Here is a 12,573-nt window from a genome sequence, read left to right on the forward strand (position 1 = left end):
CCAGATAAAAACCCTTCTCACCATCAGGTAAGTCCATGAATACAAACAAACCAAAATTACACTTTTGGCAAATCTGGAACATGAGTTTCGGTTTCCTAGGTATTCAATTTGGCTTTGGTTTACAAAATGCCAACGTAAGTCGAATCTTTGAAACCCTAGGCGCTAGCATCGATCAAATCCCAATTTTGTGGCTAGCTGCGCCAGTAACAGGATTACTTATTCAACCGATTATCGGTTATATGAGTGATAGAACATGGAATGGTTTAGGTCGTCGTCGCCCCTACTTTTTAGCTGGCGCGATCATGTCTTCTCTCGCATTAATCATTATGCCTAACTCGCCTTATCTTTGGATGGCAGCAGGCATGTTGTGGATACTAGATGCCTCGATTAACGTTTCAATGGAACCGTTTCGCGCTTTAGTTGCTGATAACCTTCCTTCAGAACAGCGTACTCAAGGCTTTGCGGTGCAAACCTTCTTTATTGGTGTGGGTTCAGTAATTGCTTCTGCCATGCCGTATGTACTAGCTAACTGGTTCGGCATTGCCAACACTGCCCCAGAAGGGGTTATTCCGCCATCGGTTAAAATCTCATTTTATGCTGGTGCCGTGGTATTTTTTGGCGCTGTTTTATGGACCGTTCTCAAAACCAAAGAATACAGCCCAGAAGAAATGGAGCGCTTTGAAGGCGCAGAGCCAGAACAAGACCAAGAAACGCGCGAAGGTTTTGCTGAAGTTTGGGCTGATGTGAAGAAAATGCCTACAACCATGCGCCAACTAGCCGTTGTGCAGTTCTTCTCATGGTTTGCTCTATTTGCCATGTGGATCTACACCACCTCGGCGGTAACTAGCAGCGTTTACGGCGCCACCGATACCTCTTCAGCCCTTTATAACGAAGGTGCAGACTGGGTAGGCTTATGTTTTGCCATGTATAACGGTGTTAGTGCTTTGGCTGCCTTTGCGCTACCTTGGTTAGCTGCACGCAGCAGCCGCAAAGTAGTGCACGCCCTATGTTTAACCTTGGGCGGCGTAAGCTTAGCCGGCATGTACTTTATTAACGATCCAAAAATGTTAATGCTTAACATGGTAGGTATTGGTTTTGCCTGGGCGAGTATTTTATGTATGCCTTACGCCATTTTAGCGGGTTCTTTACCTAGCAAAAAAATGGGCTTTTTTATGGGCGTGTTTAACTTCTTCATTGTTATTCCACAAATTTTGGCGGCCGGTATCTTAGGTTACTTCACCCGCGAATTCTTTGGTGGCGACTCAATGATGGCCTTGGTATTAGGTGGTGCATCTATGGTAGTAGCGGCTTTGGTTACCTTAACCGTAACCGACCGAGACGACCCACAATTAGCCAATCAAGACGCCGAGCTAAACCAAGCACAAACCGCATAAACAAACTGTCTATGCCAAAAAGGGTGAGCCAAGGCTCGCCCTTTTTATTTGCAAAAATCACCAATAGGTCGATCGAAACGTCTTATGGCAACGTTATATAAGCTGAACCTTTGAACAAGGAGTCAGCACCATGAGCCAGCATATTTTCAAAGTAGGCATGCGTTGTATTTACGACAACGGTGAAGCCCTAATAGACACCTTAGATGAAAGAAACAATGTCGCATTGCTTCGCGACCAACATACCGGCAACTTGCATACCCGCGCCTACCACGACCTATTTCCCGATGATGAGCAGTTTCATAGCGAAAGCGATACATACTACTAAGCCAATATTTACTCACAAAAAAGCCGAGCTAAGCTCGGCTTTTTTATTTATCTGAAGACTACTCTTCGTCCCACTCAAAATCAGGGGCTTCGTCTGGATTAGCGCGGTATTTAAGCTGCATACCGTGTAAGAAGTTACGCATGATTTGATCTTTACACAGGCGGTAATGCTTATGATCGGGTTTGCGGAAAAAAGCACTTAATTCATGTTTGCTTAGCTGAAAACCGGTTAGCCCTAGTACCTCTAGCATATCTTCTGCTTTCAGGTTTAAAGCAATCTTTAGCTTCATCAAAATGAGATTATTATTAAGGCGCTTTTCTGGCTCGGGTTGCGGGCCTTCGCGCTTACCGCGTTTTTCGTTAATTAAGCCATTAAGAAAAATCGCTAGGGTTTTATCATTCAAATTGCGATAAGCGGCGTCATCATCTTTTTTCAACCAATCACTCACTTCTGCGCGGCTCACTGTTAACTCAGCTTGCGCAAAAATGGCAATCATCTTGTTATCGTTAAAATTAAAACAGTAGCGAAGACGACGAAGAATATCGTTATTAGTCATGGATAGATCCCAAATAAAGTAAACCTACAGCCAACAGGCTGAAAAACCAGCAGGATTCTACGCTATCCGGCGGCAAGTAGATAGCGCTCCAGCCGCTTATTTATTGAGCGTAGTCAAAGGGTATGGTTAAAGCGAGCTACTCTACAAAGTTGGCTTTATTGGCCATTTTTCTCGGTAAGCTCATTTGATGGCGCTCTAACTCGCTGCGGCTAAACAAATACCGGCCTTTTTCAGCGGTTTTAGGCCCAAGGGTGTGCGGCTCTACATCGGTCGTTAATATTGTATGGGCCAACTCGCCGGCAATGCGTCCTTGCTCGTAACCAAACAGTACTAAGCCGCCAATGGTTTTATCTTTGCCCACGGCAAAATCCCAAAAGCCGAAAGGAGGCAGCGGTGTATGCTGCGACGACCACTTCAATACTTCATTTGCATCTACATATTTGTTTCGCTCGTCTCTCAAGGTGTGATAAAGGCCAAAGGCTATTGCATCAAAGCCTTCATCTTTTGCAGTAATAACCGCTTGCTGCCATGTGTCCCAACGGCTAATTAATCGCAACTCTACATCAACTCCAGACACTCGCAATTGCGTATCGCCGCCAAACATCTCCTGCAGTACCGTTTTAGCGGTGGTGCCGTCATCAAACAGAATAAGCATGCGATTTAAGCCATTCGGAAATAACGGTTTAATACTAGAAATTGAACGCTTGATTAAGGGTCGCTCTAAAACACCGGTAATATTGTGCCGCTGATGAACGTGATAACGGCGAGGATTATTATTAATGCCTAAATACACCACCGGCACCAAGGTTTTGGCAAACCGCGAACCGAGGTACTTTAGCGCATTATCGTCACCTAAAATAACTAGATCGGGTTTTACATCTAAGTAGCGTTGCCAAGCTAACTCGCCACGACTGCGGTGACGGGTAACCGGAAGCCGCTTAGTATCCATTTGAAAGTAAGTGAGTTGATAGTGTTCGCCAAGTACCGACTCTAAGCCTTCTATGTAACTTTTATCCCATGCGTATTCTTGGTGATAACTTTCTATCACCAAAATCTTTTGCTTGGCGAGTGCCCCAGCGGGCGCTAGCAGCAACAAAAAAACACAGAAAAATCGACCTAAAATGCTCACCAACTGTCTCATTCGTAAACGCTTTGGCTAAGTATAGTCAATGCCCATTTAAGGCACTGACTATTCACTAGATCTTGCTCAACTTAGCCACGATTATGAGGCTTATCTAATTGTAAGATAGGACCAACAGGAACCACTCCAGTGGGGTTAATCGTACTGTGGCTTTCATAGTAGTGCCGCTTGATATGGTCAAAATGAATGGTATCTGCAACCCCTTCAATTTGATAAAGCTCGCGCATGTAGCCATCAATGTTTGGGTAATCAATTATTCTCTTTAAGTTGCACTTAAAATGCCCCACATACACTGCATCAAAACGAATCAAGGTGGTGAATAAGCGCCAATCTGCCTCGGTGAGTTGTTCACCCAATAAATAGCGATTGTTTGACAAAGTTTGCTCTAAAAAATCTAAGCTCTCAAACAAGGGGAATACGGCTTCTTCGTAGGCTTCTTGGCTAGTTGCAAAGCCTGCTTTATACACGCCATTGTTAACGGTGTCGTAAATACGCTGATTAAGAGCATCAATCTCTTCGCGTAGCGCTTCTGGGTAGTAGTCACCTTGCTTGGCCCCAAGATCATCAAAGGCTGAGTTAAACATACGGATGATGTCGGCAGACTCGTTAGACACTATAGTCTGCTGTTGCTTGTCCCATAAAATGGGCACCGTCACTCGACCAGAGTAGTTAGCATCAGCAGCGGTATACACTTGATGTAACAGCTCGGCGCTGTTAATCGGATCGGCAACCACACCTTCGCCAGGCGCGAATGTCCAACCGTGTTCGCCCATAAACCAATGCACTACTGAGTAATCAATCATCTCTTCCAAGCCTTTAAGCTTGCGAAATATCATGGTGCGGTTGGCCCAAGGGCAAGCATGGGAAACATACAGGTGATAGCGCCCAGATTCAGCTTTAAACCCGGCTTTACCGCTTGGTCCGGCGCTACCGTCGGCAGTTACCCAATTACGAAACTGCGATTCGCTACGCACAAAACGGCCTTTGCTTTGTTTAGTGTCGTACCACTTGTCTTGCCATTTTCCATCAACTAATAATCCCACGGTTGCGCTCCTAAAATTTATTATTCTGAAAATCGTCAAATGCTTGTAATACTTGCTCTCGAGTATTCATAACAAAGGGGCCACCCCAAGCAATCGGCTCGTTAAGGGGCTCTCCCGTTACAACTAATACGCGGCTAGCATGCTGGCTTTGTAACAACAGTTGTTCACCTTCACTAAGCACGCCCAAGTGATAAGCAGTAATAGCCTGCGGGTTATCGGCAACCGTTACTTCCCCCTCAATCACGTAAACAAAACCTTGATGATGAGAAGGTAAATCTAGATTAACCTTTGCCCCTGCCACCAAACTAATATCTAAAAAGCTAGCTGCAGTGTGGCTAGTTTGCACCGCGCCAACTGTTCCGTTAGCCAGCTCTCCGGCAACTACTCTTATTACGTTGCCTTGCTCATCTTGGCTCAGTGGTATTTGCTCGGCGCTCAGCTCTTGATAATCTGGCGCCGACATTTTGTGCTCTGCAGCTAAGTTCACCCACAGTTGAAAACCTTTCAGTAGGCCATCTTGTTGCTCGGGCATTTCTGAGTGAATCACACCGCGCCCAGCATTCATCCATTGCACGCCGCCCGCTTCAATTACGCTTTCGTGGCCAGCATTGTCTTTATGGCGCATCCGACCATTAAGAATATAAGTAACCGTTTGAAAACCACGATGCGGATGCTCTGGAAAACCCGCTAAATAATCATCCGGTTTGTCTGACTCAAAGCAATCTAACATCAAGAATGGGTCTAGATGACGCAGCTGACTATTGCCTAACATACGGGTGAGCTTGACTCCTGCTCCATCGCTGGTGGCTTGGCCAGCCACCACTTGTTGTAACTGTTTTAAGCTAGTCATGTTTGCTCCTATGCACTGCGTTTATCGAGTGAATATGCGCCGCCACCATGGGCAACCAATAATAAGAACCCACCAGCTATGGCGATGTTTTTCATCAGCATTATCATTTGCATTTGATCGCCAGGGTTAAAGTGAAACAACAAACCCGACAGCAAACTAAAGCCTGCTAGCAAAAACGCCACTGGGCGAGTTTTCCAGCCTAGTAATATTGCCAAGCCCCCTAGCAGCTCTAAGGCAATAACCAAAGGTAACAATGCACCCGGTACTCCCATGGCTTCCATATAACCTTGGGTGCCAGCGTAAGCTGCAATTTTTCCGTAACCAGAAAGAATAAAAATCAACGCTAAAAATACCCGTGCTGTAGGCTGGCTTAGTTGTTGTAGTAAATTCATTATCATGTTCTCCATGTGTTTTTTGGCTCAAGGCCATTTGCTTAACAACAGATTAATGTTGTTACTAAGAACGATAAACCGTGCGCTTAGCAAATAATTGTTCCTATAATGGCAACAATAATCACTGACGAACATGGAATATGGCGATGGGACAGCTCGAAGAAATGCAGATTTTTGTGCGGGTGGTCGAGGCAGGCAGCATTAGCCGTGCAGCAGAACAGTTAGGAGTAGCTAAATCGGTGGTGAGCCGGCGTTTAAGTGCCTTAGAAAAACGCCTAGGCAGCAGCCTAATGCAGCGCACCACGCGTCGCCTCAGTTTAAGCGACGCTGGCCAACAGTTTTATCAACGAAGTCTAGGCATTATTGACGAGGTAGATCAGCTAAACCAAGACGCTAGCTGCCAAGAGCAAACCTTAACTGGCAGCTTACATATTGCAGTGCCCTTATCCTTTGGTCAGGCTCATTTAAGCAGCGCTTTTGATGCATTTATGCAGCAGCATCCTCAACTAAAACTTAAGGTAAGCTTGGCTGACAGCCAACATGATTTAGTGGCCGAAGGCATCGATTTAGCACTGCGCATTGCCGAGCTAAAAGACTCCAGCCTAAAAGCAAAAAAAATCACCCCTATCAATTTTGCCTTAGTGGCCTCTCCGGCCTACCTTGCCAAACATGGCCGTCCCACCAAGCCTGAACAACTAAGCCAACACCAAGTGCTGCATTACAGCTTACGCGGCGCTGCCAGTTGGCAATTAAGTGATAATAAGGGGCAAGTTCATCAAGTGGCTTATCAACCGCATATTAGCGCCAACAATGGTGATTTTTTACAAGACTTAGCCATTGCCGGGCACGGCATTGCCCACACTCCGAGTTTTATTGCTTGGCAAGCCATCGCAAAAGGAGAGCTAGAAATAGTGCTGCCCGAGTATAAATTACCCGCTTTGCACGCTTGGGCGGTTTACCCCAACACCCGCTATTTGCCACACCGTAGCCGAGTAATGATAGATTTTTTAGCCCAACGTTTTGGCTTAAACCCGTATTGGGATCAAGCCTTAAGCCAGCATTTAAATAGGGCTAAAGCAGATTAATAAGGTTTTCTGTAAGCCGACCCAACGGTAATCACTTATCTGTCAAAAAGCGCTGTATTCTCAAGGCTTTTTATGATTACCTTGCTGCTAAATAAAACGTCCCCAACAAATAGATATGGGTGACATATAAGCTTCGCAGCGTAACGGTATACTCGCGATACAACTTCGTTTTTAACTGGTAAGGAAAGTATTATGCCTATGATTTTTGATTATCTTCTCACCGTGCAAGTTGCGCTGCTAATTTTTGCGCTATTTGTACTTAAATCTTCCATCAAGTTTGTACCACAAAATGAGGCTTGGGTTATTGAACGCTTTGGTAAATACCAATCAACTAAAGAAGCGGGCTTAAATTTCCTAATTCCTATGATTGATCAAGTATCGGCGCGCCGTTCTTTAAAAGAACAAGCCTTTGACGTACCAAGCCAAGCGGCTATCACCAAAGACAACATTTCTTTGTCGGTAGATGGCGTGTTGTACTTTCGAGTACTTGACCCATACAAAGCCACTTACGGCGTAGAAGATTATGTATTTGCGGTAACTCAATTAGCGCAAACCACTATGCGTTCTGAGATTGGTAAAATTGAGCTCGATAAAACCTTTGAAGAGCGTGATGCACTAAACGCCAAAATTGTTACTCAAATTAACGAAGCCTCTGCCTCTTGGGGGGTTGCAGTGCTGCGTTATGAAATTAAAGATATTACTCCGCCGGCTTCAATTATGGATTCGATGGAATCGCAAATGCGCGCCGAACGTGAACGTCGCGCTAAAATCCTAGAGTCTGAGGGTGAAAAAGCTGCCGCAATCAACATTGCTGAAGGTGAAAAACAAGCCCGTGTATTACAAGCAGAAGCAGAAAAGCGTGAGCAAGTACTAAGCGCAGAGGGTGAGGCAGAAGCGATTATTGCGGTTGCCGATGCGCAAGCTCAAGCCTTAACCACGGTTGGTCAATCAGCCGCTACACCAGAAGGCCAAAAAGCGGTTCAGTTAGATCTTGCGACTAAAGCAATTGAAGCTAAACACGCCATTGCCAAAGAATCGAGTGTGGTATTGTTACCCGACAGCAGCACTGAAGCAGGCTCTTTAGTTGCTCAAGCCACCACCATTTTAAATACCCTAAATAGAGGCTAGCCCTATGGCAGAACTGTTTGCTAACCACATTCCTCAGTTAATGATTGCCTCCGGCATCATCTTGCTTGCCATTGAAGTGGTGATCATCGGTTTTGCCACCTTCATCTTGTTTTTTATTGGCTTGTCCTTAGTCATTACTGGCTCATTGGTTTGGTTAAATGTACTCCCAGAAACCTGGAATAGTATTCTGCTAGCCAACGCCGTAATGAGCAGCTTACTGGCCGGCGTGTTGTGGAAGCCGATGCGTAAGCTACAAAATAGTGCTGATAACAAACAAGTAAGCAGCGACTTTGATGGACACCGTTTTTTTTGCGAACAAGACATCGATAAACGTGGTTTAAGCAGCTATAAGCACTCTGGCATTAGCTGGACCTTAAAAAGTGAGCAAACCATTGCTGCAGGTAGCGAAGTAGAAGTGATTCGCGCTGAAGTAGGCACCTTTTGGGTGGAAGCCGTAGAACCAAGCAATACTTAGAGTATTCGTTTCACAAGCCAGCGTTCTGCTGGCTTGTTGATTTTTCTAATACTAACCACACTAAGTGATCAGAAATAACGCAGCAAAAATACTCGAGAAAAAGGCAGAGTTTTTCGATAAGCACTTATTCTACAATCAAAAATCCCAACGCGGTTATCGAGTATTTTAACCAGATAAAATGAGCAGTTACTTGGTACGATTGGTATAACAATGCAAAGCCAAACAGATTGTGCTTAACTAGCTGTAGTTTCTTTCTCTTAGGTTTCTCATCATGCGCCAAGCACTTATTAAAACCTTTATTCTGTCTGCCAGTTTATGGCTTATCGCCTGTAGCAGCATGGTTCCTAACGACCCACCTAAAGTAAACTTGGTATCGGTAGTGCCTACAGCAGGTGACAGCATGACACCGAGCTTCGATATTAATTTACGGGTGGTTAACCCCAATAAACAAGCGCTCAGCCTAGCTGGGGCGGTATATACCTTGTCACTCAACGGCCACGAAATCGTCACTGGAGCCACCAGCGATTTACCCGAAGTGCCCGGTTATGGCGAGGCCAACTTTACCTTGCCAGCCCAAGCCAACTTAATTGCTACCTTCCGCCTGTTAAGCTCGTTTGTCGCCTTAAAAAGCCCTGAGCTAGATTATCAGGTAGATGTAAAACTGGACATAGGAAGCTTGTGGCCAGCGGTAAACCTTACCGAGAAGGGCACATTTAAGTTAGAAGATCTTGGCCAGCAAATAAGCTCAAGTGTTCAGGCACTATAAAGTAAGCGCTGAAAGGGCTGTTGCAAGGTTTTAGCTCCAGCGCTCATTCACTTTAATTAAGTGAAAACCAAACTGTGTTTTAACTGGCCCTATTACTTCATTTAAGGGGCCAGAGAACACCGCTTTATCAAAGCTTTTCACCATATCACCTTTAGCAAACTCGCCTAAATCGCCACCTTGCTTAGCAGAAGGGCATGACGAAAAACGTAACGCCATCGCCTCAAAGCTAGAGCCTTTGTTTAACTTTTCTAGTATTTCTAATGCCTTTTTTTCTGAACTCACAATAATGTGTTGAGCTCGCGCTTGTGCTTTTGCCATTGCTGCCTCTTGAATTTTTGCTTGTTATACACTGAACAGCAAATCAACCAAAGCCCGAGCCTAAAATTAGCAAAAAAACATAAGACAAAAGTAAAGATGCCCAAATAGCTCACATTTATTTGTCTCCAAGCAGGCTATATTTTTAGCAAGAAACAAAAGTATTTACTCACCTTTCACAGGTATAAATGGAACGATATTCGTCTTCTTGGACTTGGCTGCGCAATTTTCTTTTAGCCCTTACCGTGCTAGTGCTTGTGGCTGCCCAATGGATACCTGCCAAGCGCCTTCAGCTCTACCCCAGTGGAAACATGCTGGTGGATTTGTACTCCGATAAAGGACAGGGCGGCAACTCTAGTGCGTATTGGCTAACCAGCAACCAAAAGTTTGTCTGTAACCTAGAAAGCAGCCATTTACCGGCAAAGTATTGCGGAATAAGCATCAAGTTCCACAAGCCAACTGACGCGGGTACATCAGACAAATACGCTTCCTTAGAAAACATAGATTTAAGTGACTACAAACAATTAGTGGTGGACGCAGATTTCGAAGGACCTTCTAGCGAACTACGTTTCTTTATGCGCAGCACCGAAGCAACCAGCGGCCACGATCTGTCTGATGCAAAATTTATGTTCACCTACTTTGAGAAACACGAACTGGCGGAGCAAGAAGCAAAAGCTCAATTTAACCAATTCTCTATTCCCGCGTGGTGGCTAAATCGTTATTACCAATCACGCGATGACTTCACTTTAGACTTCTCTAAAGTTAAAGAAATATCCTTTGATATTCCTTCCACCTCGTCCGATGGCGAATACACCATCACCGTGAATAAGGTTGAAGCTGAAGGGAAGTGGATCAGCAACGAAAGCTTATATGCCACTATCATTGCCGTGTGGCTTGTTTATTTTACTGCCGAGTTGGTTCGCTATGTGTTGCATCAGAAAAAGAACTTAACCCAGTCTATTCATACACTTGAGAAAGATGTAGACGAACTCAAACACACCGCCAGTAACGACCAACTTACCGGCGTACTTAACCGCCGAGGTCTATTAGACGCTCTAGAAGAGAAACCAATAAGCAACAATAACTACTACTTATTCGTTTTTGATATCGACCACTTTAAACATATTAACGATAGTTATGGCCACAACAACGGTGATGCCGTGCTGCGCTTTTTTGCTCGCCAATTAAGCTCGGTGATTCGCAGCCAAGATTTATTTGCTCGCTGGGGCGGTGAAGAGTTTGTTTTACTTTCTGAACAGCAGCATGAAATAGATGCTTATAACTTTGCCGAGCGCTTGCGCAAACTGATCCACCAACAAGATTTCTTGCTGTCGTTTGAGGGCAAGCAACAACATATTAAGTTGAGCATGAGCATAGGCTTAACCCTAGTCGATAAAGATGAAGCCTTTAACGTTGCCTTTAATCGTGCCGACAGCGCCCTTTATTTAGCCAAAGATAAAGGCCGCAATCGCACCCAACTCGCCAGTTAAAGCTGCCAATCAATAGCGGCTTTTCCTTGCTGTTCTAGCAGCTGGTTAGTTTTAGAAAAATGGCGGCAGCCAAAAAAGCCGCGATGGGCAGATAAAGGCGAGGGGTGTACCGAACTTAACAAATGGTGTTTGTTAACATCAATCACTTGGCCTTTCTTTTGCGCATGGGCACCCCACAACAAGAACACCACTCCATCACAATGCTGGCTAATGTGACTAATGACAGCCTCGGTAAAGGTTTCCCAGCCATATTTTGCATGTGAATGAGCTTTTGCTTGCTCAACGGTAAGCACCGTATTTAGTAACAACACACCTTGCTTGGCCCAGGCACTTAAATTGCCATGCTCTGGAATCACAAAGCCGTCGATGTCGGTGGCAAGTTCTTTGTAGATATTGCGCAGCGATGGTGGAATTTTAACGCCTTCTGGCACACTAAAACTTAAACCGTGGGCTTGGCCCTCACCGTGGTATGGGTCTTGACCAAGAATCACCACTTTAAGCTGATCCATCGGGCAACTGTCGAAGGCGCTAAATACCTCAGCGTCTGGTGGGTAAATCACCTTAGCAGCGCGCTGCTCAGCCACCTTGCCGATTAAACGAGGGTAATATTCAAGCTGCTGTTGCTCAGCAAACAGACTTTGCCAATTTGTCACAATATCAAACCTAATAGCGGACTTAGTAGCCCGCTATTATAGCGATAAAGTTCTAGGGGCTAATATTGCTCGGGCACAAAACTTTGTTCGTTAATCGGCACGCGCACATAATCTTTCTTATCAATGTCCGGCAAAATGATTTTTTCATGCTCAAGATCTTGATAATCGATCTGCGATAAAAAGTGGCTAATGCAGTTAAGCCGCGCCGCTTTTTTATTGTCGGAATTAACCACCCACCATGGCGAATGCTTGGTATCGGTGTAAGCAAACATTTCGTCTTTGGCTTGTGAATAAGCCACCCAACGTGAGCGTGACTCTAAATCCATTGGGCTAAACTTCCAGCGCTTGAGAGGGTTATTAATGCGTTCTAAAAAGCGCTTTTCCTGCTCTTCGTCAGACACCGAAAACCAATATTTAATCAGAATAGTGCCAGAGCGGATCAACATTTTTTCAAACTCAGGACAAGCGCGTAAAAAATCCTGATGCTGCTCATCACTACAAAAACCCATCACCTTTTCCACACCCGCCCGGTTATACCAAGAGCGGTCAAACAGAACTATTTCTCCAGCAGCGGGCAAATGCGCCACATACCGCTGAAAGTACCACTGAGTTTTCTCTCGCTCATTGGGTGCTGGCAGCGCGGCAATGCGGCAAACCCGAGGGTTTAGCTTTTCGGCAATCCGTTTAATCACGCCGCCTTTACCTGCAGCGTCACGCCCCTCAAATATCACCACCACTTTAAGACCTTTTGCTACCACCCATTGCTGCAGTTTAACTAGCTCTGTTTGCAATTCTTCTAAGCGTTTTTCATAGGTCTTTTTATCAATTTTACCCGCCATAAACGAACTCACCTTTAATGTTGATAACCACGACTAAGCAACCGGTTGAATAAAAACAAAAATGAATCAATACAATAAGTTAAATGTAGCAATAAAAACGATTGTTGCCATGAAACTGCAG

Annotated in this window: 15 protein-coding genes; 7 read left to right on the forward strand and 8 right to left on the reverse strand. The window is 44.9% G+C overall.

What is annotated here, in order from left to right:
* Positions 1–35: 35 nt before the first annotated feature.
* Together K5620_RS21300 and K5620_RS21305 are read left to right on the forward strand one after the other, a co-directional pair.
* A complete protein-coding gene (locus K5620_RS21300) occupies positions 36–1,394 on the forward strand; it encodes an MFS transporter (protein WP_016400196.1) in 1,359 nt (452 codons plus the stop codon).
* 130 nt (positions 1,395–1,524) lie between these two features.
* A complete protein-coding gene (locus K5620_RS21305; protein WP_016400197.1) occupies positions 1,525–1,719 on the forward strand; it encodes a hypothetical protein in 195 nt (64 codons plus the stop codon).
* 58 nt (positions 1,720–1,777) lie between these two features.
* On the opposite strand, the gene K5620_RS21310 is transcribed toward K5620_RS21305, so the two are convergent.
* From K5620_RS21310 to K5620_RS21330, 5 genes are all read right to left on the reverse strand, one after another.
* Positions 1,778–2,275, reverse strand: coding sequence for a YehS family protein (locus K5620_RS21310; protein ID WP_016400198.1), 498 nt, complete (start codon positions 2,273–2,275; stop codon positions 1,778–1,780).
* 136 nt (positions 2,276–2,411) lie between these two features.
* The gene (locus K5620_RS21315; protein ID WP_016400199.1) at positions 2,412–3,416 is read right to left on the reverse strand and encodes an ABC transporter substrate-binding protein; all 1,005 of its coding nucleotides are present in this window, start codon (positions 3,414–3,416) and stop codon (positions 2,412–2,414) included.
* 71 nt (positions 3,417–3,487) lie between these two features.
* On the reverse strand, positions 3,488–4,459 hold the full coding sequence (locus K5620_RS21320; RefSeq protein WP_016400200.1) for a glutathione S-transferase family protein: 972 nt from the start codon (positions 4,457–4,459) through the stop codon (positions 3,488–3,490).
* 10 nt (positions 4,460–4,469) lie between these two features.
* The gene (locus K5620_RS21325) at positions 4,470–5,309 is read right to left on the reverse strand and encodes a pirin family protein (RefSeq protein WP_016400201.1); all 840 of its coding nucleotides are present in this window, start codon (positions 5,307–5,309) and stop codon (positions 4,470–4,472) included.
* A gap of 8 nt (positions 5,310–5,317) precedes the next feature.
* Complete coding sequence (locus K5620_RS21330; RefSeq protein WP_016400202.1) at positions 5,318–5,701, reverse strand: DoxX family protein; 384 nt, start codon at positions 5,699–5,701, stop codon at positions 5,318–5,320.
* Between the two features lie 146 nt (positions 5,702–5,847).
* Between K5620_RS21330 and K5620_RS21335 the strand changes: the two genes are divergently transcribed.
* The 4 genes from K5620_RS21335 (at position 5,848) to K5620_RS21350 (ending at position 9,155) form a co-directional block, all read left to right on the forward strand.
* Entirely contained in the window at positions 5,848–6,786 is a 939-nt protein-coding gene (locus tag K5620_RS21335; protein ID WP_016400203.1) for a LysR family transcriptional regulator, read from the forward strand.
* Positions 6,787–6,978: 192 nt separating this feature from the next.
* A complete protein-coding gene (locus K5620_RS21340) occupies positions 6,979–7,914 on the forward strand; it encodes an SPFH domain-containing protein (RefSeq protein WP_016400204.1) in 936 nt (311 codons plus the stop codon).
* A gap of 4 nt (positions 7,915–7,918) precedes the next feature.
* A complete protein-coding gene (locus K5620_RS21345; RefSeq protein WP_016400205.1) occupies positions 7,919–8,389 on the forward strand; it encodes an NfeD family protein in 471 nt (156 codons plus the stop codon).
* Positions 8,390–8,660: 271 nt separating this feature from the next.
* Positions 8,661–9,155 (forward strand): LEA/WHy family protein, encoded by a 495-nt coding sequence (locus K5620_RS21350; RefSeq protein ID WP_016400207.1) that lies wholly within the window; start codon positions 8,661–8,663, stop codon positions 9,153–9,155.
* A 30-nt stretch (positions 9,156–9,185) separates the two neighbouring features.
* On the opposite strand, the gene K5620_RS21355 is transcribed toward K5620_RS21350, so the two are convergent.
* Positions 9,186–9,473: a peptidylprolyl isomerase gene (locus K5620_RS21355; protein ID WP_016400208.1), complete on the reverse strand. Its 288-nt coding sequence runs from the start codon at positions 9,471–9,473 to the stop codon at positions 9,186–9,188.
* Between the two features lie 185 nt (positions 9,474–9,658).
* On the opposite strand from K5620_RS21355, the gene K5620_RS21360 reads away from it, so the two are divergent.
* Positions 9,659–10,960 (forward strand): GGDEF domain-containing protein, encoded by a 1,302-nt coding sequence (locus tag K5620_RS21360; protein WP_016400209.1) that lies wholly within the window; start codon positions 9,659–9,661, stop codon positions 10,958–10,960.
* Here K5620_RS21360 and ung read toward each other — a convergent pair.
* Entirely contained in the window at positions 10,957–11,613 is a 657-nt protein-coding gene (ung, locus tag K5620_RS21365; protein ID WP_016400210.1) for a uracil-DNA glycosylase, read from the reverse strand. The genes K5620_RS21360 and ung overlap by 4 nt on opposite strands.
* Before the next feature lie 59 nt (positions 11,614–11,672).
* Entirely contained in the window at positions 11,673–12,452 is a 780-nt protein-coding gene (gene ppk2, locus K5620_RS21370) for a polyphosphate kinase 2 (protein ID WP_016400211.1), read from the reverse strand.
* Positions 12,453–12,573 lie beyond the last annotated feature (121 nt).

This window comes from Agarivorans albus (genome assembly GCF_019670105.1).
GTDB lineage: Bacteria > Pseudomonadota > Gammaproteobacteria > Enterobacterales > Celerinatantimonadaceae > Agarivorans > Agarivorans albus.